The organism is Sorangium sp. So ce117, from assembly GCF_051524395.1.
In the GTDB taxonomy this organism is placed as follows: Bacteria; Myxococcota_A; Polyangia; order Polyangiales; family Polyangiaceae; genus Sorangium; species Sorangium cellulosum_B.
This window is the reverse complement of record NZ_CP150309.1, coordinates 4,521,707-4,544,614: the sequence shown is the minus strand read 5'-3', so window position 1 is coordinate 4,544,614 and position 22,908 is coordinate 4,521,707. Positions and strand designations below refer to the sequence as shown.

Sequence of the window (22,908 nt, the reverse complement as noted above, 5' to 3'; positions counted from 1 at the left end):
CCCGGGTCACTCCACGAGCCCGCGCTTCCGGCTCGCCTCGTCCAGCCGCACGAAGCTCGCTCCCCTCCGTGAGACCTCCTCCACGAACGCCCCCAGCGCCTCGAGCCGCCGACCCAGCGCAACCCTGAGCTCCGGCTGGTACGGCGCGAGCGCCTCGAGGCCGTCGCTCCGGTCGAGGAAGTCCATGCCATGCAGCTCCAGGTTGACGAGCGCCTCCCCGGCGCAGGCGCGCGCCAGGAGCCGCGCGCACGCCGCGCCCACGAGCGCCACGCTGCCGCCGATGACCGGCAGCCGGAGCCCCGGCGTCACCTGGATCGGCAGCTCGACGAAGCGCCGGCCGCCGCGCCGGTACCACGGCCGCCCCGGCCGGTAAGGCCGGCGCGGCGCCGAGAGCACACTCGGGGTGTCCAGGATCGCCGACGACCCCCTGCCCTTCACCCGCTGCACGCCCATCGCGAGCGCCTTCGCGGCGTAGTACGTCGGACACGGGAACACCGAGGAGTCGAACGCGACGCCGACCGCGTCGAGCGCGTCGAACAGCGCGTCGCTCACCGTGTACCCCGGCGCGCGGAAGCCCGTCGGACGCCGGCCGACGGCCTCCGCGATGGCCTCGGCGCCGAGCAGGACATCACGCGCGATCGCGGCGCGCGGGAGCCGTGAGAGGTCGTAGCGGTGCCCGTACGAGTGGTTCTCGACCGCGTGACCGGCGTCGCTCAGCGCGCGCAAGGCCGCGGCGCTCTCGGGGCGCGCGAGATCGCGGCCGATCGCGAACAGCGTGACGGGGATGCCGTGGGAGGCAGCGAAGTCAGCGATGCGCGGCAGCGCCGTGTCGTAGACGGCGCTCAGCGCGGCCGCCGCCCCGGAACGATCCGGGACGGCGAGCCCGTGGATGGCGAAGTAGTTCGGGACCTCGTCGAGGTCGATCGAGACGGCGGCGAGGCGCCCCCGCATCGGACCGCGTCAGCTCGCGGCCATCTTCGCCACCTCGGCGGCGAAGTCGTCCTCTTTCTTGGCGATGCCCTCGCCGCGCTCGTACCGCACGAAGCGCGTGAGCTTGAGCTCGCCGCCGGCCGCCTTCGACGCCGCCTGGAGGAGCTTCTCGATGGTCTGGCCGCTCTCACCGCGCGACGCGGCCTCCACCGACTCCTGCTCGAGGAGCGCGACCTCCGAGTACCACTTGTTGAACTTGCCCTCGATGATCTTCGGCCACGCCGCCTCCGGCTTCGGCTTCGGATCCTCGCGCAGCTGACCCTCGAAGATCTCCTGCTGCTTGGCCTTCAGCTCCGCCGTAACCTCGTCGCGACGGAGGACGAGCGGGCTCATCGCGGCGGCCTGCATCGCCGTCTCGTCGATGAACTTCTGCACCGCAGGGTGCTCCGCCACCGCCTGGCTCGACGCCTCGACCGCCACGAGCACGCCGATCTTGCCGCCGAGGTGCACGTACGCGTGCGTGACGCCGTGCTTGCCCGCCGGGATCGACACGCGATCCCACCGGCGCACCGCGACCTTCTCGCCGATGCGCGCGGTCAGCTCGGTGGCCGTGTCGGCGATCGACTTGCCGCCGATCGAGAGCTGAGCCGCGTCCGCGCCGTCGGGCGCCTTCTCGACCGCCGAGAGCACGTCGCCGACGAACTGACGGAACGCGTCGTTGCGAGCGGCGAAGTCGGTCTGGATGTTGACCTCGACCATCGTCGCGCTGCGCCGGTCGGCCGCGACCACCGCGCGGACCTCGCCCTCGGTGGCGGACGCGCCGGCCCGCTTGGCGCTCTTCGCGAGACCCTTCTTCAGGATGATCTCGACCGCCTTCTCCATGTCGCCCTCGGCCTCCGTGAGGGCGCTCTTGCAGTCGCTCATCCCCGCCTGGGTACGCTCACGAAGCTCCTTGATCGCCTGCGCATTGATGCCGGCCATGGCTCTTTCTCCTTCAACCTGAAACCTAGATAGGAAGAGGCCGCGCCGAGCGGCCCCCGTTCACCACACGTCCGACTGCTGTTGCACGAACGGCCCGAGCGAGGGCGGGTCGAACCGCAGAGGCACAGAAGGCGCAGAGGCGTGAAATTTTCATTTCTGTCCCTGCGCCCTCTCTGCTCTCTCGCGGCTGCCACACCGCCCAGGCGAGCGGCGACGTCGTCGTCACCGCGCCGCCCGAGCGCTGGGCCGCTCGGCTCGCGCCGCGCTACGACGCTTGCTGCTGGCGCGGACCGCCGCCGCGGCCGCCGCGGCCGCCCTGGTAGACGTTGATCTCGTCGCGCTGGCCGCGACCGCCGCCCGCCGCCTGCTGCCCGCCCTCGCCGTGATCCTTGCGGCGCTGCGCGCCCTCGACGCACGCGTCCGCGACGCGGGCCGTGATCAGCCGGATCGAGCGGATGGCGTCGTCGTTGCCGGGGATCACGAAGTCGACGAGATCCGGGTCGCAGTTCGTGTCCGTGATGGCCACGACCGGGACGTTCAGCTTGCGCGCCTCGCTGATCGCGATGGACTCCTGGTGCGGATCGATCACGAAGATCGCCGCCGGGAGGCCGCCCATCCCCTTGAGGCCGCCCAGGTACTTCTCGAGCCGCTCGCGCTCCTTCTCGAGGCGGACGACTTCCTTCTTGAGCAGCTGCTCGTAGGTGCCGTCCTCCTTCATGCGCTCGAGGGTGCGCAGGCGATCGAGGCCCTGCTTGATCGTCCGGAAGTTCGTCAGGGTGCCGCCGAGCCAGCGGTTCGTGACGAAGTACATGCCCGACCGGCGGGCCTCCTCCTGCACGATGTCCTGCGCCTGGCGCTTCGTGCCGACGAACAGCACGTGGCCGCCGCGGCCGACGGCGTCGGTCAGGAAGTCGTACGCGCGCTTGAAGAGCCGCGTCGTCTGGTCGAGATCGATGATGTGGATGCCGTTGCGCGCGCCGTAGATGAACGGCCGCATCTTCGGGTTCCAGCGCTTCGTCTGGTGGCCGAAGTGCACGCCCGCGTCGAGCAGCGAGCGGAGCGGAAGCGGGAAATCCCCCGGCTGGGGGGCGGCGGCCTGCATGGTGTCGGCCGCGGGGACGGATGCGGAGAAGCTGGTATCGGTCACGGCAGTGTCCTTTCGGTTGGTCCGCCGCTCCCCCTCCCGCGACCAACCCCATGCGCGGACAGGAGCGTCCGTGCTGATGGGGCACCGGGCCGCGGAATGCCGTGGGTGCCAGGAGAGCGTGTGGATTCGGTTCTGCAGCAGCGAAGGCGAGGATTCAGCCTCCGCTGTCCCCCTCGTCACGAGACCGCAAGAAGGGGGGCGGTTTGCTACCCCGAGGTGCATCGCTTGTCAAGCGATGAAGCGCCACCTCGGCGTGCACAATTTCCGTGTGTTTGCGCGTGTCTCCGCGCGGTTGTCCGCGCAGCCAGCCGCGCAGGCGCCCGCGCAGCCATCCACGGTGTTGCCCGCGCAGCCATCCACGGTGTTGCCCGCGCATTTACCAGCGCATTTACCAGCGCAGTTGCCTTCGTTGCGCCAGCTGCGCCGATGGGACCACGCGGCGCGGAGCACGGGAACGCCGGGCCACGCCCCCTGGCGCGCCGTGGCCCGGCATCCGCGATGGCGTACACTCGCCTCGTGCGAACCGCATCACGAGGCTTTCTTACCGCACGCTTCGCTTCGGTCTGCGCAGGGCTCGCGATCGTCTCTGCGTGCATCGCCTCGGCGCCGGAGGGCATCCGCCGGCAGACCGACGGCGATGGCGGCGATTTCGGCGTGGACCCGCAGACCACGTCGACGTCATCGTCCGCCGGCGCAGGGCTGCCCGGCGGCGATCCGCACGCGCTGCTCGGCGCGGACCCGACGCACGGGCCGTTCAACGGAGGCCAGCGCGTCCTGCTCCACGGCAACGGCTTCAGCTCCCAGGTCCGCGTCTGGTTCGGCGACGTCGAGGTCGATCCGTCCGCGATCGTGCCCATCGATCCCAGCCGGGTCCAGGTGGCGGCGCCGCCAGGCGCGGCGGGCCCGGTGGAGCTCGCCGTGCAGAATGGCGACGACACGTCGACCCGGCGAACGCTGCCGGGCGGCTACGTGTACGACGCGCTCTATGCGTCCCCGTCGAGCGGGCCGATCTCCGGCGGGACGACCATCGAGCTCGTCGGCCAGGGCACGCGCTGGAACGAGAGGACGGTCGCGAAGATCGATCAGAAGCCGTGCACGTCGCTCGCCGTCCAGGAGCCGACGCGGCTCCTGTGCACGGTGCCCCAGGGCACGCCGGGCGCGAAGACGATCTCGGTGACGACCGGCGGCGAGACGATCCTCGTGCTGGACGGCTACACCTACGAGGACAGCGAGAACGGCTACAAGGGCGGGCTAAGCGGCGCGCCGCTCGCCGGACGGCTGAAGGTGCTCGTCTACAACAACTTCACGGGTGATCCGATCCCCGGAGCGAGCGTCGTCGTCGGCACCGACACGACCTCCCCGATCGAGGTCGACGCATCAGGCGTCGCGGTGATCGAGGACGCGTCGCTCGATTCGCCGCGCACCGTCACCGTGGCCGCGACATGCCATAGCCCGATCTCGTTCGTAGACGTGCCGGTCGACACGGTGACCGTCTACCTGGATCCGGTGCTCACCCCCGCGTGCGGCGCGTCCGGCGATCCGCCCCCGCCGGTCGGCGGCAAGGTCGGCAGCGCGGGGGCGATCGAGGGCGAGCTCGTCTGGGACACGTCGCTGGACCCCGGGAGCGTCGCGTGGGGCAACATCCCGAGCCCGCGCCGCGACACCGAGCGAAAGGCGGCGTACCTGTTCACGACGGGCGCCGATCCTCTCGCGACCTTCAAGCTGCCGTCCGAGTTCCAGGCGCTCACGCCGGAGACGTCGGGCGAGCTCGGGCACGGGTTCACGATGTACGTCGCGCCCGGCAACCGCACGATCTACGCGCTGGCGGGCCTCGAGGATCGCTCGACGACCCCGCCGCGGTTCACCGCATACGCCATGGGCGTGGTCCGCGGGATCCCCGTGCTCCCGAACGAGTGGACGAGGGAGGTGTTCCTGCGGATCAATCAGCCGCTCGACCACGCCCTCTCGATGGACGTCAAGGCGCCGGCGAAGGGGCCGAAGGGGCCGGATCGGATCCAGGCGAACGTGTCGCTGATGATCGGCAACGACGGGTTCGCGACGCTCCCGATCGGCGCACAGAGCCCGCTGATCCCGTTCGACGGGGGGCTGACGTTCGTGGGCGTGCCGCCGCTCGCCCGCGACCTGCTCGGCGCGAGCTACCACTCGTCCGCGCGCGCGGTGACCGGCCAGGCCGGGCTCGCGCCGCTGTCCGTCGTCGGGCGGGTCCTCTCCACCAGCACGAGCGAGCCCGTGCGCATCGGCGACTTCGTGGGGGTGCCGACGCTCGCGGCGCCCGCGCAGAACACCGCCTGGGATGGGTCCCACCTCGCGACCTCGTTCGGCGCGGGCGCGCCCGTCGGTCTCAGCGTCTACGACATCGCGAGCGGAAACGGCCTCATCCGGTGGACCGTGGCCGTGCCGGCAGGGTCGCACGCCGTCGAGGTGCCGGACCTCCGGCAGCTCGGGCTCGAGCACGGCGCGCTGCCGCCGGGGCCGCTCACGATCGGGGTGTACGGGGCGCGGATCGACGGCTTCGATTACGGCAAGCTCGTCTACCGGCAGCTCAAGCCGGCAGGGATGACGGCCTACTCCCTCGACAGCTTCAACGCACACCTGTGATGAGCGCCCCGCCCCACCCGACGCGAGCGCGCAGGCCGACGCGCGCACGGAAGCCAGGACACCGCCCCCGATCGCGGCGCGCTGCAGCCGCCGCCCTCGTCGCCGTCGCCGCGGGGCTCGGGCTCGCGCCGAGCTGCTTCGACAGCGGCACGCGGTGGGGTGAGCGGCCGGAGGCGCCGCCGCTCTGCACGGCCGGCGACGTGCGCTGCGGGGCGGAGCTCGCGCGCTGCGAGGAGACCGGCGCAGGGCTGGCCTGGGTGACGCTCGACGACTGCGCCGCTCGAGGGCTCGTCTGCGCGTCGCTCGAGCTCGGCTGCCGGCCCTGCGTGCCCGCTGCACACTCGTGCCGCGAGCAGGAGGTCGTCGTCTGCGACGCGGACGGCCGCTTCGGCCGCGTGATCGACACGTGCGACACGGAGGCCGGCGAGGCGTGCCGGAGCGGGAGCTGCCAGCAGCTCTGCGCCGTCGCGGAGCTCGAGCGGAGCAACGTGGGGTGCGAGTACTGGGCGGTCGATCTGGACAACGCGCGGATCGACGCGACAGGAAACGCGGCGGCGCAGCAGTTCGCGGTGGTGGTCTCGAACCCGCAGCCGGACGTGCCGAACGAGATCCACATCTACCAGGACGACGGCGCGCCGGGCGACGAGCCCGCCCCGGTGGAGATCGCGAGCGCGCTCATCGCGCCGCTCTATCTCCAGGTGTTCAAGCTCGGGCCGCGCGAGGTCGATGGCAGCCCGGAGGGCGAGTACAACACGGGCACGCACACGGCGCTCACGCGGCACGCGTACAAGATCACGTCGAAGTTCCCCATCGTCGCCTACCAGTTCAACCCGCTGGAGAACGCCAACGTGTTCTCCAACGACGCCTCGCTGCTGAAGCCGCGCGAGGCGCTGACGTACAGCCCGGGCGCGATGGCGACGGCGTACGTCGTCACAGGGTGGCCGCAGACCATCGCGGTCACGGACGATCCGGACACGAATTTCGATCCGCAGAACCCGATCGACCTCCGGGCGTTCCTGACCATCGTCGGGACGCGCGAAGGGACGACCGTGCAGGTGACGACGACAGCGAAGGTCGTCGGGGGCGGGCCCGTCCCGGAGACGCCAGAGGGCGGGTCGATCGAGGTCAAGCTCGGCGCGTTCGACGTGCTCAACCTGGAGAGCGGCGGGTTCAACGCGGACTTCACCGGATCGATCGTGAAGGCCGATCAGCCGATCGCGGTCTTCACCGGAAGCGAGGCCTCGGACGCGCCGCACTTCGAGGTGCTCGCGGATCGCCGCTGCTGCGCCGACCACCTGGAGGATCAGCTCGATCCGACCCGGACCGCCGGCAAGCGGTTCGCGGTGCCGCACACGCCGAGCCGGTCGCTGACCGTCAAGGAGGCCGGCGCGCGGATCGAGGCCGTGCCCGAGCCGGAGTACGTCAGGATCGTGGCGGCCAGCGGCAAGGGCGCCGTGATCGAGACGACCCTGCCGCCGCCGGACGATCGGATCACGCTGTCGGCGCTGGGCGCGTTCCGCGAGGTGACGGCGTGGGGCGACTTCATGATCGAGAGCTCCGAGCCGGTCATCGTGTCGCAGATCATGGCCAGCCAGAACGCGACGGGGGTCAAGCAGGGGCTGCCAGGCGGAGACCCGAGCCTGATCATCCTGCCGCCCATCGAGCAGTTCCGGCCGGACTACGTGTTCCTGACCCCGGACAAGTACGCGTTCGACTTCATCTCGGTGGTCGCGCCGAGGTCGGCCGTCGTGCGGCTCGACGACGCGACGCTCGGGCCGGACGAGTGCGAGATCGCGCCCGCGGACGGGCTCACGGAGGAGCAGCGCGGGGGCGGCGCGCCGTCGTTCGTCGTCTACCGCTGCCAGCTGAGCTTCGCGGCGATCGATCCGGCGCGGCAGGCGCCGGACAACGTGCTGCCCGGGATGCAGCGCGACGGCGTGCACTGGCTCACGGCCTCCGCGCCCGTCGGGCTGCTCGTGACGGGGTTCGACTCGTTCGTGAGCTACGGGTACGCGGGCGGCACCGAGCTCCGCGAGATCGCGCCGCCGGACTGAGCCGCCGCGGTCAGCCGCCGCCGCCGAGGAGCCCCTTCAGCTTGGCCACGAGCCGCAGCGCGTCGAGCGGCGCGAGCCGATCGATGTCCACGGCGCGCAGCGTCTCGATGACGGCCGACTGCTCCGGCGGCACCGCGGCCTGCGCGGGGGCGAACAGGTCGAGCTGCGCCGCGCCGCCGCGCGTGCGGCCGCGGAGGGAGGCGTGCTTGCCGCCCGGCAGCGCGGCGCCCGACTCCAGCGTCGCGAGGATCGCGCGGGCGCGCGCGAGCACCCCCTCGGGGACCCCCGCGAGCCGCGCGACCGCCACGCCGTAGCTGCGGCTCGCGGGGCCCGCCTCGAGCTTGTGGAGGAAGATCACGTCGTCGCCGTGCTCGCGCGCGGCGACGGAGTAGTTCGCGATGCCCGGCGCGCGCGCCGAGAGCTCCGTCAGCTCGTGGTAGTGCGTCGCGAACAGGGCGCGGCAGCCGATCGCGTCGAACAGGTGCTCCGCCACGGCCCACGCGATCGCGAGGCCGTCGTACGTGCTCGTGCCGCGGCCGATCTCGTCGAGGATCACGAGCGATCTCCGCGTCGCGTCGCGGAGGATCTCGGCGGTCTCCCGCATCTCCACCATGAACGTGCTCTCGCCGCGCGCGACGTTGTCGCTCGCGCCCACCCGCGAGAGGATCCGATCGACGAGGCCGATCTCCGCCTCGCGCGCCGGGACGTAGCTGCCCATCTGCGCGAGGACCACGATCAGCGCCACCTGGCGCATGAGCGTCGATTTGCCGGCCATGTTGGGGCCCGTGATCAGCCAGAGCCGCTCGCCCGAGAGATCGAGGCGGGTGTCGTTCGGCACGAAGTGCCCCGCGGCCGCGTAGCGCTCGACCACCGGGTGGCGGCCGTCGCGGATCGCGAGGGCCTCGCCCACCGTGACGTGCGGCCTCACGTAGTCGTTGCGGTGGGCGACGTCGGCGAGGGCGGCGGCGACGTCCCACGCCGCGAGCTTGCGCGCGAGCGCGCGGAGGCGGCCCTCGCTCTTCGCGACGAGGGCCCGCAGCCGGTCGAAGAGCGCTGTCTCCCGCTCCAGCGCGCGCGCCCCGGCGTGCTCGATCTTGTCGGCGAGCTCGTCGAGCTCGTCGCTCGTGTAGCGCTCGCCGGTCGCGACGGTCTGCTTGCGGCGGAAGGTCGCCGGGACCTTGGCGATGTGCGCGCGCGTCACCTCGATGTACCAGCCGAAGACGCGCGTGTACTTGACCCGGAGCGAGGGCGCGCCCGTCTGCGTGCGCAGCTTCGCCTCGAGCGCGAGGATGAGCTCCGTCGCGTTCTTCTCCACGCCGCGCGCGTCGTCGAGCTCCTTGTCGTACCCCTCGCGGAAGATGCCGCCCTCGCGCGTGTTCGGGGGCGGCCGCTCGATCAGCGCGGCGGTGAGCTCGGCGCACACGTCAGCGACGACATCCAGCGCCGCCGCCTCGGCGAGGAGCGGCTCGGAGCTCGATCCGGCCGCAGCGCCCTCCTTGCCCCGCGCCGCAGCGCCCTCCTTGCCTCGCGCAGCGGCGCCGTCGTCGCTCCGCGCCGCCGCCTTGCCGAGGTCGGGGATCGACCGGACCGCGGCGATCGCCGCGGGGGCCGCCGTGAGGCCGTCGCGCAGGAGGCCGAGGTCGCGCGGCGTGGCCTCGCCGAGGAGCGCGCGGACGCTGAGGCGCTCGAGGTCGCCGACGCCGCCGAGCGCTTGCCGCAGCTCGCCGCGGGCGCGCGGGTGCGAGACGAAGAGCTCCACCTCGTCGAGGCGCCGGCGGATGCCGGCCAGGTCCGCGAGCGGCGAGAGCAGGCGGCGGCGCAGGAGCCGGGCGCCGCCCGGGGTGACCGTGCAGTCGATGACGTCGAGCAGGGTGCCGCGGCGGCCGCCGTCCGCGGCGCGCACGAGCTCCAGGTGCGCCTGGGCCGTCTCGTCGATGCGCAGCGTGCCCGAGGTGTCGTGCGGGGCGATGCGGCGCACCGGGATGCGCGCGCCGGGGCTGCAGCGGCGCGCGAAGCGCAGCGCCCGCGCCGCGGCGCGCACCGCCGGGAGCGCGTGCTCGGCCAGCGCCGCCGCCGAGATCGGCTCGATCGCGGCGTCGTCGAGGATCGACGCGACCTGCGCGCTGTCGAGCTCCTCGTCGTCGCGCAGCGCCGCGCGGCAGGCGAGCGAGGCCGCCGCCGCGCGGACGTCCGGGAGGTCCCGGGCGATGAGCGCCTCGCGCGGATCCGCCCGGGCGAGCTCCGCGAGCAGCGTCGCGGCGTCCGGGACCGAGGTGGCCGAGAGCTCGCCGGTGGAGAGATCCAGCAGCGAGAGGCCGTAGGGGCCCCCCGCTCCAAGGGCGTCGCCGCGGGGCACGCCGCCGCCGTCGACCGCCGCCAGGTAATGGTTGGCGCGCGCGTCGAGCTGATCGGTCTCGGTGACGAGCCCCGGCGTGACGACGCGCACGACCTGCCGCGGCACGAGCCCCTTGATCTTCGACGGATCCCCGCACTGCTCGCAGATCGCCACCTTGTGGCCGAGCGCGAGCAGCCGCGCGATGTACCCGTGCGCCGCGTGGTGCGGGACGCCGGCCATCGGGGATTCGTCGGGCTCGCCCTTGTTGCGGCTCGTGAGCGTCAGGTTCAGCGCGCGCGACACGAGGACCGCGTCGTCGTTGAACATCTCGTAGAAGTCGCCCATCCGGAAGAAGAGGATGGCGTCGGGGTGGAGCGCCTTCGCATCCTCGTACTGGCGCATCACCGGGGTCAGCTTCTTCCTGGCCGCAGGCTGCTCGGACGGCTGCATCGCCGGCGTCTTAGTCTCGACCGCCGGTGAGGTCTACGCGTGATTCGCGCGTTTGTTCCGCTGTTTTCGTGGAAATATCGGCGCCGAAACCGCAATGCCGCGGGGCCGGCAGGTGGCTCAGCGGTACCGGCGCGTCACGGCGACGTCGCGTGAGCTCAGCAGGAACAGGCCCTGGACCGAGCCGTCGGTGACGGCGAGCTGGCCCGTGGCCGGAACGAGCTGGATGGACTGCGGCTGGAGCTCCGATGTGTCGCTGATGTCCGCGAGGTCCAGGGCGAGCGGCGTGAACGCCCCCTGGGTGGTGAAGCGGAACTGCATGTCCTGCTCGGGCACGCCGCCCGTGACCGCGAACCGGAACATCGGGTTGAGGAACGCACCCACGTCACCGTCGGTGACGCGCCCGTCGCGCGGCGTATGGGCGACGCGCCCGTTGAACCGCGAGAGGCGCGTGTCGCACGAGTTGCGGCAGTAGCCGCCCGCAGGATCGGCGATCACGTGGTGCAGGAAGCCGGCGCCGTTGCTCCGGACGACCCACTGGCCCCCGGCGCGGATGCCGAGCTGCACCGAGCCGGCGAAGCAGCACGCCGCGAACTCGACCTCGTCCGTCCGCTCGAGCTCGAGGTGGTCCTCGTAGGCCTCGACGATGCGGAGCGCCGGGCGCGACGTGATGACGCTGCCGTACTTCGCGTTGCAGGTGTCGAACGAGCAGACGGCCGAGTCGACGCTCTTCCAGTAGGTGGCGTCTTCGTCCGGGAGCTCGGACGTGATCTGCGCGAAGTCGGCGAGCTGCTCGGCGCGGGTCTCGGCCTCGCCCTCCGGGACGCCCGCGGCCTTCAGCTGCGCCTTCACGCTGGTCAGGCTCTGCACGCCGCGGCGGCAAAAGCGGGCGTCGGTCCCCCTCAGGTGGAGGTTCTCGTCGAAGGCGACGGAGGCCCGGGTGATCGACGTGAGCACCCCCTCGTAGGTCACGGCCCACGTCTCGTTGGCGATGTGCACCCGCGGGTCCTCGAGGTTCATCGTCAGCGCGTGCTGCGGCCCGCCGGACCTCAGCACGAGCCCCCGCTCGTCGAGCTCGCTTTCAGCGCTGTCGCTCGAAGCGATCACCTCGCGCTGCACCCCCACCGCGAGCGCGAGGTCAGGCGCGGCCCCCTCGGACGGGAACGTGGCGCGCATCTTCGGGCTCTCCCCGGAGAGCGGCACGACCGCGCCGCTGCGATCGTAGAGGATCGGCAGGCCCTGCACGCCGGGCTCGATCTGGCCGGAGCCGTCGCTCGCCACGATGTAGGTCTCCGAGCGGACAGCGTGCGGGAGGACGACGTTGCAGGACGCCTCGCCGCTCGTCTCGAGCAGCGGGCTGCTCGGCGAAGCGTCCGCGTCGCAGCCCGCGCGGACGCTCTGGCGCTCGGGTCCGCGGCAGGCCGCGTCGAGGTCGTCGATGTCGACGATCGCGACCTGCCCGTTCGTGAGCGCCATGTACGCGAACGTGCCCCGGAGCTTCAGCGGGCCGGCGCCGGAGTCGCGATCGGTCGACGTGCGGTACAGCGTCTCGAGGTCGCACGACGTGACGCTGCTGTCGCACGTCCTGAGCTCCGGGAGGGGGCTGCACCGGATCCCCCTCGGCACCACGCCCGTCGCCGGGAGGCTCCTCGGGATCTCGCGCTGCACGATCGCGAGATCGCGGACAGGCGCCGGCAGGCGGATGCGGTCGGGCGGCTGGAACGGGTTCCAGTCGGGGTTCTCGCGAGAGAGCGGCGACCGCCTGGACGCGTCTTCGCTGACGTCGTCGCTGACGTCGAAGACCATCACGCTGCCGTCGCCGGCGTCGACCGCGTAGAGGTAGCGGTTGAACTCGGGGGGCGACGCCTGGCTCACCGCGAGGCGCCTCGTCGTGACGACGCGCCCGGGGTCGAGCGTCGACGCGGGAAGCAGCGGGGGCTGCAGGCGCGGCTCGCAGGGCGTCGGGAGGTCGACGACGTGGATCACAGGCGCGTCGAGATCGGCGATGAACAGCCGGTCGCCGGAGAGCGCGAGCCCCGCGGGCCGGGCCTTGTCGAAGGCCTGCTCCGGGCTGGCCGCGACCGCCGGCTGAGCGCACGACACGTCGTCGGGCGGCACGTCGCCGGGCGGCGGCTCGTCGGGCGGCGCGGCCGGCGGGAGCGAGACCTCGAGAGGGACCCAACGCTCCACATCGCACGCCGCGAAGCCTCCGTCCTGGTACGCCGTGTCCTCGAGCAGCTTCTGCGCGTCGATCACGACGAAGCCGCCGAGATCCGGCAGGGTCACGAGGAGCTTCTGCCGGCCGCCGCCCTCCATGTCCAAGCTCCCGTTCGACGTGGAGCAGACGTCGTCCACGAACGCACCGGGATTGCCAGGCTCGGTCGGCTCGACGTCGTACCTGCCTTCGCACGAGCTCCGCAGCTTGCCGCTGCCCTCCGGGTCCGCGTCCGGGTCCGGCGGGTCGGCGACGAGCAGCATCTCGCCCGGCGCCGAGGGGAGCGAGCAGGCCGGCCAGGAGCTGAGCGACGGGACCGGGCAGCCCTCGCGCGGCAGCACCTTCGCCGACGGGAGCGCGTAGATCCCCGCGCGCCCCGGCTCGGCGACGGCCACGAACGACGCGGTCCCCCCCGGCGTCGCGACGATGTCGACCGGCTGCGCGCCGACCGGGAGGAAGCTCGGGGCGGGCGCGCCCGTGTCCCGATCGACGATCAGCGAGGACTCGGTCGTCAGGTCGACGACCGCGACCTCGCCGTGCGCGGTCTGCGTGACGAGGCCGTAGAGGTGCGGGAGCGTGGCCCTGCCCCCGTCCTTGGCGTCGACCTCGTAGTCGGTGGACGACTCGACGGTGCCGTACGAGCAGTCCGTGATCGGCAGCGAGCGCATCACGCCCGGCTTGCCGGGATCCGGCCGGTCGATGGCGAGGCAGACGAAGGCGCTGCGGCCGGACTGCGCCAGGGCCTCGACGGGGACCGGCGTGGCCTCCGCGGCGCACCCGGCGAGCGCCAGGCCGGAGGTGGAGGCGAGGAGCGCGAGGCGCGGCTTCATTGGGACTCCCGGGGCGGGACGGGCGTGCCCACCGTGAGGATCATCGTTCCGAACGTGTTCGCCTTGCGCATGTCGAGGTCGACAACGCCGAGGTACGAGTCGGTGAAATGCGCGATGTACATGAGGGAATAGGGTTCGCAGTCGGCGCTGCCCTGCTCGGTTTCGCAGCGCTTCTTGTCGGCATCGTCGCTGCGCGTGGAGCCCGTGTCGAACGCGAGCGCCTGCGGCCCGCGCCCGGTCTTGATGACGGCGTCGACGCGGCGCGCTTCCGGGTCGTAGGAGAACGCGAGCCCAGAGTCGAACGCGAGCGCGAAGACCCTGCGGCGGCGCGCGCCTTCCAGGTCGATCACCTCGCCCACCTCGATCCGAGACGGGTAGGCCCCGAGCGGGGCGGCGTCGTGGAACGCGATCGAGTAGAACACCGAGGCCCGCTTCGCCGCGGGGACGTCCGAGTCCTTCTTGACCAGCGTCGTCGTCAGCTCGCCGATGAGCAGCGAGTTCGGGCCGCGATGCGCCACGTAGACCGGGATCGGGATCTCCACGCACCGCTCGAGGCACTCGGCCGCGCCTGCGCAGCCGTCCTCGCACGCCTGCCGCTCGCTCGCGTCGAACGCGATCCCGCGGGAGTCGGTGCCGCTCGCGAGCGCGGTGATCGGCGTCGGGGTCGACTCGTACAGGCGCGGCGCCCCGCCCGAAGCGGCGTCCTGATAGCGGAGCAGGCCGAGCTCCGGCGCCGCGAGGTACGTGACCGCGAACGCCGGCTGGTCGTCGATCGCCCACCCGCCCTGCTGCAGCGCCCCGAGCACGCCCGGGCGCGGCACCGCCGCGACCTCCGTCGGCCCGAAGGCGAGATCCGTGAGGACGTGCGCGAGCTGCGGCCTCTCGTTCGCTTCCCAGCGGTTCACGATGACGCTCGCGGCGCTCTCCGTCTGGTGCGAGACGACGATGCTCGTCCCGCCCGGGCCGGCGGCGATCCCGAACGGCTCCAGCGGCAGCTTGCGCCGGATGAGCTCCTGGCCCGGGTCCTCCCCGATGCGGTGATCTCTGCTGCAGCGCCCGCCCGCCGCGCTCGCGCCGCAGTCCAGCTGGAAGCAGGCGTCGCCGTCGCAGCGCTGCGCACCGGCGCCGTCGGACCGATCGTCGGCGACGTCGAAGAAGGTCACCGAGGGGTCGCCGCGCACGGGCACGAACAGGCGCGCCTGCCGCTCCGCGCCGGGGTCGGCGCCCTCGCCGCTGAGCGGCCTGTGCACGAGGAGGAGGTTGGACGCGAACGCGCCGATCACGGCCGAGCTCCGGACGACCTCGTCGTCGCCCTCGAGGGCGGAGATGTCGAGCGGCCCGCACGGCCCCGGGTAGAGCGACGACGCGGCGTTTGTCGCCAGCCCCACGTTATTGCACGCGCCGCGCACGCCGGCGCTGGCGTTCGGCCCGCCGGGAGCGAGCGCCGACTGGAGCGTGAGCGCCCGCCTGCGCAGCCGCTGGAGATCCAGCGCCTGGACCGTGCCGCCGTTGAACTGGAGATCGAAGTCCGAGTTCGCGACGTAGAGGACCCGTCCCCCGAGAGACACCGCCAGGCCCGTCGGGTAATAGAGCCCCTCGACCGGCGGCGGGAGGCCTTCGCCCTCGACGAAGCAGCCCATGACCCCGAGCCCGCCCACGCCCACGATCGAGGCCGCGAGGCCCACGCCAACGATGCGAGGTGTCTGGAGAAGTGTGCGGGCGAGCTTCATGCGGGCGCGGAGACTAGTCAGCACCAGGAGCACTGGCAACCCGCTCCGCTCGGTGGGTTCGTTTGCGGCGGACACGCGCCGGGCGCGCGGCGCTCGCAGCGGGCCTCCTGGCGAACGAGCGGCACACGCCGCTGCGAAGACCCTCGTTTCTCGAGCGCGCCTGCCGCAGCGCAGCACGCCCGCACGGCCTGCCCCGGGTGAGCGCGCACAGCCCGCCAGGCGCAGCCTCTTCCTGGCGAGGCGCGCTGCTCTAGACGAGGCGCCCTGCAGCGGTCGCCCGTCACGGGGTGGCGAGCCCTGCGGCGGGGTGAGGTGGCGCTCCCCTGCGCCGGGTGGTGCCCAAGGTGCGCCCCTGCAGTGTGGGCTCCGCAGGTCAAGGTCGACCAGGATCGATCGCCGTCGTCCGTCCCCCTGCACGTTGATCTCGGAGACGCGTCGCGCCTTTGCTACGTTGGTCGCCGGGACATGGCCGATCTCGCAGCCGCCCTTGTCATGGGAATCGCCCTTCTTGGGCTGATCTATTGGTATTTTCGCTCAAACAACGGCGACCGGACCCGTCCTCGCGCGGCGACGACGCCGACGCAGGGGGGCCCAGGAGCCCAAGCCCTCGACGAGGGGGAGGGAGATCTCGAAGATTCAACGACGAGGCCAGGCGCAGCAGGGCTGCGGGGCGGCACGCCCACGAGCGAGAGCGCCCACGCGAAGACCGCAGGAGGTCACGGCCGCACCGAGCGGGTCTCGAGCGCCGACTGGAAGCGCTCGAACGGCCCATCGCGCTGCGACGACGACGACGCGTTCGACGACGATGACGACGACCTCACGCTGATCACGCTGGCGCCGCCGGAGGTGCTGCAGAGCACGATCAAGCGCGCGAGCGTCCCGTCGTACGGCGGCGACGACGACGACGACGACGATGACGACGGGCACGAGCGCGAGGAGCCCTCCGCCGTCCCCATCATCTACGACGACGAGGCCGCCGTCGACGAGCCGACCAGCTCGTCGCCGCTCCTGCTCATCAGCGCCGTCGGCCAGACGGACCCCGGTCAGAAGCGCAAGAAGAACGAGGACTGCTACCTCTGCCTGGACGAGCACTACCTGTTCGCGGTGGCGGACGGCATGGGCGGCCACGCGGGCGGCGACGTCGCCAGCCGCCTCGCGGTCGACACGATCGCGCGCGCGTTCAAGGATCAGTCGTTCGTGGAGAGCGACGAGGAGAGCCCCTACCCCGACGTCCCTCGTCGCGGCAGCGAGCTCGCGGTCGCGATCCAGCAAGCGAACCAGGCGATCTACGAGCGGGCCCACGCCGAGCGGAGCCTCACGGGCATGGGCACGACCCTCGTCAGCGCGCGGTTCTCGCCCAACAAGCAGCGCCTTTACATCGGCCACGTGGGCGACAGCCGCTGTTATCGCCTGCGCGACAACGAGCTCACGCAGCTCACCACCGATCACACGATGGGCGCCGCGGGGATCACCGGGCCGATGGCGAACCACCTGAGCCGGGCGATCGGAATCTCCCCCGCAGTCAAGGTCGATCTGATCATCGCCCGGCCCCACCCCGGCGACGTCTACCTCCTCTGCTCCGACGGCCTGTCGAAGATGGCGACCCACGAGGCGATCCGCGACGTCCTGCTCGCCGAGCCCGATCCCGAGAAGGCGTCGCAGGCGCTCATCGAGAAGGCGAACGCGGGCGGCGGGCGGGACAACATCACTGTCATCCTCGTCCGCGTCAGCGATCCCAAGGACCTCGCGCGGCTCGCCTCGCGCGCTGGCGCCAGCGCCGGCGCCAGCGCTGGCTGATCGCTCGCCGGCCCCTTCCCCCCCTCCCCCCTCCCCCCTTCCCCCCTCCCTCCCCCTCCAACGAGATCGACCGCGCACGGCGCTGACCGAGAGGTCCGCGCGGCCGGCGGAGCATGCCCGCCGCGCGCAGGCCATTGCAGACAGCATGTCTGCATTGCCACGAATCCCGACGAATTCTCATGCTCCGCGCCGGTCAGCTGCCTGCGTGTATACGGGCGAGTGGTCACGCTCGTCACGGATCCGGATCCCGCTCGTGCGCAATCGCGATTTCGCGGCCATTACCATTCACAAGCTTCGATTATCACGTCAATTGACGCCTGCCGGGATCGCGAAGAGAAGCGACGTGAGCTCTTGACGTGCTTTGCCTCGAGAGCGCTTCATGGCGGCCACGGATGGCTCGTCCAGCGGAGCCGCTGACCGGGGATATGGCACGCTCCTTTCTCTGCATGATCGTCTTCGCCTCTCTGCTGCTCAGCGCGCCATCGCGCGCGGCGGAGCCGGCACGCCGCGCGCTGCGGCTGCGCTACAGCGAGGATGCGCAGGCGGCCTCGTGCCCCGGAGAGCGCGCGCTGCGCGAGCGGATCCGGCTGCGCGTCGGGTACGACCCTTTTCGCGAGGACGCGACCGAGGAGGTCGACGTCGCGATCAGGCCTCACGGCGCCCACGTCGTCGCGACGACGACCTACCGGAACGCCGACGGGCGGGTCTCCGGCCGAGGCTTTGACCTCTCGCACGGAGATGGCGCCTGCGAGCAGCTCACCCATACCGTCGCGGTCGCGATCTCCTTCACGCTGACGCCGTTCGCGAGCGACAAGCGAGCGCCCGACGCGCCGCCTCGCCCGGAGATCGCGCCGGCGCGCCCGGAGCCTGCGAGCAGGCCCGACGAGCCGTGGAGCTCGGCGCGGGTCGGCATGGGCGCGATAGCCGGGCTCGGGGTGCGCGAGGGGCTGTTCGGCGGCGCCTCCTTGCTCGTCAGGGTTCGCTGGTCACAGAGCCTCTCCTTCTCGCTGGAGAGCCGGGGCACGTTCGTCGTCTCGAAGCCGAGCGCGCTCGGACACGGCGAGGTGTCGAGTCCGTACGCCCCGAGCCCCGGCGGGAGCACGAAAGCGCGATCGCCGTACCCGCGCACGCACACGAGCGGCGCCTTCGCTCCGTGCCTCCACACGGTCGACCTGCTCGTCACATGCGCTCTCGTCGAGGTGGGCGTTGCGCAGGTCGGCGATCGGACCGCCCCCGCCGCCGACGTGTCCCTGCTGTTCATGGCGCTCGGGCTCCGCGGCGGGATCGAGCTCGCGCTCAACGACACGCTCTCGTTCTATACCCACGCCGAGGTCCTCGCCGCGCTCGGGCTCGTCGACCACCCGCTCGCCGGCGCGCTGAGACCTCCGCGTCCGAGCGCTTCCCTCGGCGCCGGGCTGCTCGCGGGGTTCTGAGCGCACGGAGGGCCCCCGCGCGGGCAGGAGGACGGTGCGGACGGCGCGGCGGCGCGGATGCTGGCTGGAATTTTCGAGCGCCGTGCCCCGATCGCGCCGCTCGTGGCGGCGCTACGCTGCGGAGCAGCACGATGACGGCGCGCGATTCGGGCTTCGGCCCAGGTCGCCCGCCGGCGCTGCGCACCGCGTAGAACGCCTTCTCGCTGGCATGAAGACGCGAGGTTCGCGTAGCCTATCCGGACGGTGCTCCCGGAGTTCACCGACCCGACCGACCGCTTCATGATCGAAGCCCGCAGCCGAAGCGGCGGCATGGGTGATATTTTCAAGGGCACGGATCAGACCACCGGCACCCCGGTCGCGCTCAAGATCCTGCGCGCCGCCGCGTCGCACCAGGAACGCGCCCGCTTCGCGCGCGAGATCTCGATCCTCGCCGATCTGCGGCACCCCAACATCGTCCAGTACGTCGCGCACGGCACCTGGCTCGACGGGCGCCTCTTCTTCGCGATGGAGTGGCTGGACGGCGAGGATCTAGGGCAGCGCCAGCGGCGCGCGCCGCTCGGCCTGCGCGACTCGGTGGAGGTCGTCCGGCGCAGCGCCGCCGCGATGGCCGCCATCCACGCCCGCGGCGTCGTCCACCGCGACCTCAAGCTCTCCAACATCTTCCTCGTCCGCGGCAAGGGCACCGCGATCAAGCTGATCGACTTCGGCGTCGTGAAGCTCGCGGTCCCGGACGACTGCCCCACCGAGCGCGGCACGATCATCGGCACCCCGCATTTCATGGCGCCCGAGCAGGCGCGCGGCGAGGCGGTCGACGCGCGGGCCGACGTGTACTCGCTTGGCGCCGTCCTGTTCCGCCTGGTCACGGGCAGGAACGTGTTCGAGACCGAGAACGCGATCGCCCTGCTCAGCCGCCTCGTGGTCGAGGACCCCCCGCGCTCGCAGCAGATCCGCTTCGACGTGCCCGAGGCCCTCGACGAGGTGCTCGCGCGCGCCATCGCCCGCGATCGCGAGCAGCGGTACGAGAACGGCGGCGAGCTGGCGCGCGCGCTCGCGCGGGTCGGGGAGCTGAGCAACGATCCCCCCGCGACCGACAGGTCCGCCTCGATCGTCCGGCGCGCGGCCGCGCAGGAGATGATGCCGAGGCCCGCCGGGCCGGGCGACGAGCGGCCGCAGGTGCGGCTCGCCAACAGCGAGCGGCGCGTGGTCGCCTGCGCGCTCTTCGAGCTGGGCGCCGGCCCGCTCCGCCCCGCGGTGGACGCCGCGCTCCGCGAGGTCCTCGGCGACGACCCGCGGTTCGAGCCGCTCCCCGACGGGAGGCTCGCCGCGGCGCTCGGGGTGGAGCGCTCGCGGGGCGACGAGGCGGCGCGCGCCGCGCGGGCGGCGCTGACCGTGGCCCGATCGACGCCGGGCGCGCGGGCCTCGGTCGCGGTCGGGCACGCCGTCCGCGGCAGGACGAGCCTCGCCGGCGAGGCGCTCGATCGCGCCGCGCAGCAGCTGGAGTACGCGGCGCCCGGCGCGGTCCGGATCGACGCCCACGCGACAGCGGCGCTGGAGGGGCGGTTCGTGGTCCAGGAGGACGCGCGCGGCGGCGTGCTCATCCACGAGGACGCCGCCGGCTTCGACGCGCGCAAGCTCGCCGGGCTCCCCACGGCCACCCTCGGGCGCGAGCACGAGCTCGCCAGGCTCCAGGGCATCTTCAAAGAGATCGCCGAGGGCGGCGCGCCGCGCGCGGCGCTCGTGACCGGCCCCGCCGGCATCGGCAAGAGCCGCGTCCGCGCCGAGCTGATCCAGCACCTCGAGACGGCGCCGCACGCGCCGATCATCCTGCTCTGCCGCGGCGACGCGATGAGCCAGGGCGCGGGCCTCACGGGGCTGGGCCGCGCCCTGCGCGCGCTCATGGGCATCCGCGAGTGCGAGCGCCTCGAGGACCAGGTGCAGAAGGTGAGCGCCCACGTGGCGATGCGCCTGGCCCGCCCGCTCCGCTTCCTCGCCGGCTTCATCGGGGAGCTCGCCGGCGTGCCCTTCCCCGACGAGGGCAACGAGCCGCTGCGCGCGGCCCGCGAGAGCCCGCAGCTCATGGAATCGCGCACGCGGATGGCGGTGGAGGCGTTCTTCCGCTCGAAGTCCGAGACCACGCCGCAGATCCTGGTCATCGAGGACATGCACTGGGCCGACAGCACCACGGTCGAGCTCGTCGACTGGCTGCTCGGCTGCGCCGATCTCCGCTTCGGGGTCTTCGCCTTCGCGCGGCCCGAGCTCTCCGCCCGGTTCCCGTCGCTGTGGGAGCACCGCGACGTGACCCGCGTGACGCTCCCGCCGCTGGCCCCAGAGGCCGCGGATCGGCTCGTGGCGAGCGCCCTCCCGCAGGCCGACCCGGCCACGCGCGGCGCCATCGTCCAGCGCGCCGGCGGTTACGGGCTCTTCCTGGAGGAGCTCATCCGGTCGGCCGCGGAGGGGCGCGACGGCGTGCCGCTCAGCGTGCAGGCCGTGGTGCAGGCCCGCGTCGATCGCATGTCGAGCGGGGTGCGCGGGGCGCTGCGCGCCGCGTCCGTCTTCGGCCAGGTCTTCTGGACGGCGGGCGTCGCGGCGCTGCTCGAGCGCGCCGTGGGCGCGGAGCTCGCCGAGCTGGAGGCGGGCGAGATGATCGCGCGCCAGCTGGAGCCGCGGGTCCCGGGGCAGGTGCAGTGGACGTTCCGGCAGGCGGTCGTGCGCGACGCGGCGTACGCGTCGATCCTCGAGGAAGACCGCGCCGCGCTCCACCTCGCCGCGGCCGCCTGGCTCGAGTCCGCGGGCGTCGATCCAGGGCTGATCGCGCGCCACGCCGAGGCGGGCGGCGACAAGGCGCGGGCGGCGCTGCTCTACGCGCGCGCGACGCGGGACCCGGCGGCGAGCGGCGCGGAGCTCGACGAGGCGCTCGAGCTCGCGACGCGCGGGCTCGCCTGCGGGGCCGAGGGGACCACGCGCGCCGCGCTCCTGGTCCGCCGGGCGGAGATCCTCGAGCTGCTCGGCCGCCTCGGCGAGGCGCTCGACGCCGCGGAGCAGGCGTCGCGCCTCGCGCTGCCCGGCTCGGATCTGTGGGGCGAGGCGCAGGTCGTCGCGGTGACCTGCATGATCGAGGCGGGCCAGGGCGCCGAGGGCGACGCGCGCGCCGCGTCCGCGCTCTCTCCGCAGTTCGCGGCGGCGCTCTCGCCGTCGATCCGCGCGAAGCTCCTCGCGTCGCGCGTCCGCGCCCTGGCGGCGCTGGGGCGGCCCGCCGAGGCGCTCCGCGCCGCGCACGCGGCGATGGAGGCCGCGCGCGGGAGCGGCTCGACCGACGCGCTCCTCCACGCCCGGGAGGCCCACCTGGCCGCGCTGATGCACGCCGGCGATCTGGCCGCCGCGGCCTCTCTGGGCGCGTCGCTCGTCGCGGACGCCGACGCGGCCGGCGACGCCGTCATCGCGGCAAGGGCCCGCCTGAACACCGGCTCGGCGCTGAACCAGCTCGGCCTGTTCGAGGAGGCGCAGGCGCTGCTCGAGCGCGCGCTGCTCGACGCGCGGAGCCGGAAGCTCCGGGCGCTCGAGGGGTTCGCGCTCCACAACCTCGGGATGTCGCACGCGCGGCTCGGCGACATCGAGGAGGGCGTCGCGCTCGAGCGCCAGGCGAGCGGGATCGCCGACGCGTGCCAGATCTCCCGCCTCAGGTTCGCCGGCCGGCTGTACGAGGCGCTCTTCCTCGTCTGGCGCGGCGCCCCCGGCGACCACGCGACCGCCCACTCCGTCGCGCGCTGGCTCTGCGAGGAGGCGGCGCACCACGCGGCCGCGCTGCAGGCGATGGCGAGCTTCGCGATGGCGCGCGTCCAGCTGGCGCGCCGCGAGCTCAGGGCCGCGGTCGACGCGGCGCGCGAGGCCTCGCGCCACCTCGCGGGTGGGCCCATCGAGGAGTGGAGCGACGCGATCCGCGTCACGCTCGTCGAGGCCCTCCTCGCGATCGGGGACGAGCGCGAGGCGAACGCCGCGCTCGACGCCGCGTTCTCCGCCCTGGCCGCGCGCGTCGAGGCCCTGCGGGATCCGCGCCAGCGCGACGCGTTCCTCCGGGGGAACGACGACGTCGGGCGTCTGATCGCCCTCGCTCGAGAGCGCCTCGGCCGGTCGCTGCCCTCGACGCAGCGGCCGCCGCACGCGGCGGACCCGTCCGCCCAGCGGGCCGCCGGGGCGCCGCCACGGAGCAAGGTCGCGAAGACCGCCGCCGCCCTGGGACGGAAGGAGCGCGCCGAGGCGCCGAGCAGCAACGATCCAGCGGCGCACAGGAGCGCGAGCCCTGCGCAGAGCAAGGACGCGCACCCGGAGGGCGCGGCGGCGGCAGCGCACGAGAAGGGCGCGCCACGTTCTTGACGTTGGGTGGCCGGGTAGC

The 22,908-nt window shown here is 73.0% G+C and carries 11 protein-coding genes; 5 read left to right on the top strand and 6 right to left on the bottom strand.

Annotation, left to right across the window (positions count from 1 at the left end; genetic code table 11):
* Positions 1-6: 6 nt before the first annotated feature.
* From WMF46_RS16925 to rpsB, 3 genes are all read right to left on the bottom strand, one after another.
* Positions 7-951 (bottom strand): polysaccharide deacetylase family protein, encoded by a 945-nt coding sequence (locus WMF46_RS16925; RefSeq protein ID WP_437986554.1) that lies wholly within the window; start codon positions 949-951, stop codon positions 7-9.
* A gap of 9 nt (positions 952-960) precedes the next feature.
* Positions 961-1,911, bottom strand: coding sequence for a translation elongation factor Ts (gene tsf / locus WMF46_RS16920; protein WP_437986553.1), 951 nt, complete (start codon positions 1,909-1,911; stop codon positions 961-963).
* 265 nt (positions 1,912-2,176) lie between these two features.
* Positions 2,177-3,013, bottom strand: a complete 837-nt coding sequence (gene rpsB / locus WMF46_RS16915) for a 30S ribosomal protein S2 (protein WP_437719550.1) — start codon at positions 3,011-3,013, stop codon at positions 2,177-2,179.
* 561 nt (positions 3,014-3,574) lie between these two features.
* Here rpsB and WMF46_RS16910 point away from each other — a divergent pair.
* Both WMF46_RS16910 and WMF46_RS16905 read left to right on the top strand, forming a co-directional pair.
* Positions 3,575-5,677 (top strand): IPT/TIG domain-containing protein, encoded by a 2,103-nt coding sequence (locus tag WMF46_RS16910; protein ID WP_437986552.1) that lies wholly within the window; start codon positions 3,575-3,577, stop codon positions 5,675-5,677.
* On the top strand, positions 5,677-7,731 hold the full coding sequence (locus WMF46_RS16905; RefSeq protein ID WP_437986551.1) for an IgGFc-binding protein: 2,055 nt from the start codon (positions 5,677-5,679) through the stop codon (positions 7,729-7,731). The genes WMF46_RS16910 and WMF46_RS16905 overlap by 1 nt, the downstream gene beginning before the upstream one ends.
* 10 nt (positions 7,732-7,741) lie before the next feature.
* Here the strand turns inward: WMF46_RS16905 and mutS are convergent, their stop codons facing one another.
* The 3 genes from mutS to WMF46_RS16890 all read right to left on the bottom strand — a co-directional run bounded on the left by mutS (position 7,742) and on the right by WMF46_RS16890 (position 15,288).
* Positions 7,742-10,516, bottom strand: coding sequence for a DNA mismatch repair protein MutS (gene mutS, locus WMF46_RS16900; RefSeq protein ID WP_437986550.1), 2,775 nt, complete (start codon positions 10,514-10,516; stop codon positions 7,742-7,744).
* Between the two features lie 117 nt (positions 10,517-10,633).
* Positions 10,634-13,558 (bottom strand): hypothetical protein, encoded by a 2,925-nt coding sequence (locus WMF46_RS16895; RefSeq protein ID WP_437986549.1) that lies wholly within the window; start codon positions 13,556-13,558, stop codon positions 10,634-10,636.
* Positions 13,555-15,288, bottom strand: coding sequence for a hypothetical protein (locus tag WMF46_RS16890; RefSeq protein ID WP_437986548.1), 1,734 nt, complete (start codon positions 15,286-15,288; stop codon positions 13,555-13,557). The genes WMF46_RS16895 and WMF46_RS16890 overlap by 4 nt, the downstream gene beginning before the upstream one ends.
* A 465-nt stretch (positions 15,289-15,753) precedes the next feature.
* Between WMF46_RS16890 and WMF46_RS16885 the strand changes: the two genes are divergently transcribed.
* The 3 genes from WMF46_RS16885 to WMF46_RS16875 all read left to right on the top strand — a co-directional run bounded on the left by WMF46_RS16885 (position 15,754) and on the right by WMF46_RS16875 (position 22,889).
* Positions 15,754-17,085 carry a PP2C family protein-serine/threonine phosphatase gene (locus tag WMF46_RS16885; RefSeq protein ID WP_437986547.1) on the top strand — a complete coding sequence of 444 codons (1,332 nt, stop codon included), beginning with the start codon at positions 15,754-15,756 and terminating at the stop codon, positions 17,083-17,085.
* 425 nt (positions 17,086-17,510) lie between these two features.
* Positions 17,511-18,518, top strand: a complete 1,008-nt coding sequence (locus WMF46_RS16880; RefSeq protein ID WP_437986546.1) for a hypothetical protein — start codon at positions 17,511-17,513, stop codon at positions 18,516-18,518.
* Positions 18,519-18,827: 309 nt separating this feature from the next.
* On the top strand, positions 18,828-22,889 hold the full coding sequence (locus WMF46_RS16875; RefSeq protein ID WP_437986545.1) for a serine/threonine-protein kinase: 4,062 nt from the start codon (positions 18,828-18,830) through the stop codon (positions 22,887-22,889).
* Positions 22,890-22,908: the final 19 nt, after the last annotated feature.

Bases quoted from the DNA above. Each gene is read 5' to 3' on its own strand.
- WMF46_RS16925 (WP_437986554.1), bottom strand. From the start codon at position 951: ATGCGGGGGCGCCTCGCCGCCGTCTCGATCGACCTCGACGAGGTCCCG.
- tsf (WP_437986553.1), bottom strand. From the start codon at position 1,911: ATGGCCGGCATCAATGCGCAGGCGATCAAGGAGCTTCGTGAGCGTACC.
- rpsB (WP_437719550.1), bottom strand. From the start codon at position 3,013: ATGCAGGCCGCCGCCCCCCAGCCGGGGGATTTCCCGCTTCCGCTCCGC.
- WMF46_RS16905 (WP_437986551.1), top strand. From the start codon at position 5,677: ATGAGCGCCCCGCCCCACCCGACGCGAGCGCGCAGGCCGACGCGCGCA.
- mutS (WP_437986550.1), bottom strand. From the start codon at position 10,516: ATGCAGCCGTCCGAGCAGCCTGCGGCCAGGAAGAAGCTGACCCCGGTG.
- WMF46_RS16895 (WP_437986549.1), bottom strand. From the start codon at position 13,558: ATGAAGCCGCGCCTCGCGCTCCTCGCCTCCACCTCCGGCCTGGCGCTC.
- WMF46_RS16890 (WP_437986548.1), bottom strand. From the start codon at position 15,288: ATGAAGCTCGCCCGCACACTTCTCCAGACACCTCGCATCGTTGGCGTG.
- WMF46_RS16885 (WP_437986547.1), top strand. From the start codon at position 15,754: ATGGCCGATCTCGCAGCCGCCCTTGTCATGGGAATCGCCCTTCTTGGG.
- WMF46_RS16880 (WP_437986546.1), top strand. From the start codon at position 17,511: ATGGCACGCTCCTTTCTCTGCATGATCGTCTTCGCCTCTCTGCTGCTC.
- WMF46_RS16875 (WP_437986545.1), top strand. From the start codon at position 18,828: ATGGGTGATATTTTCAAGGGCACGGATCAGACCACCGGCACCCCGGTC.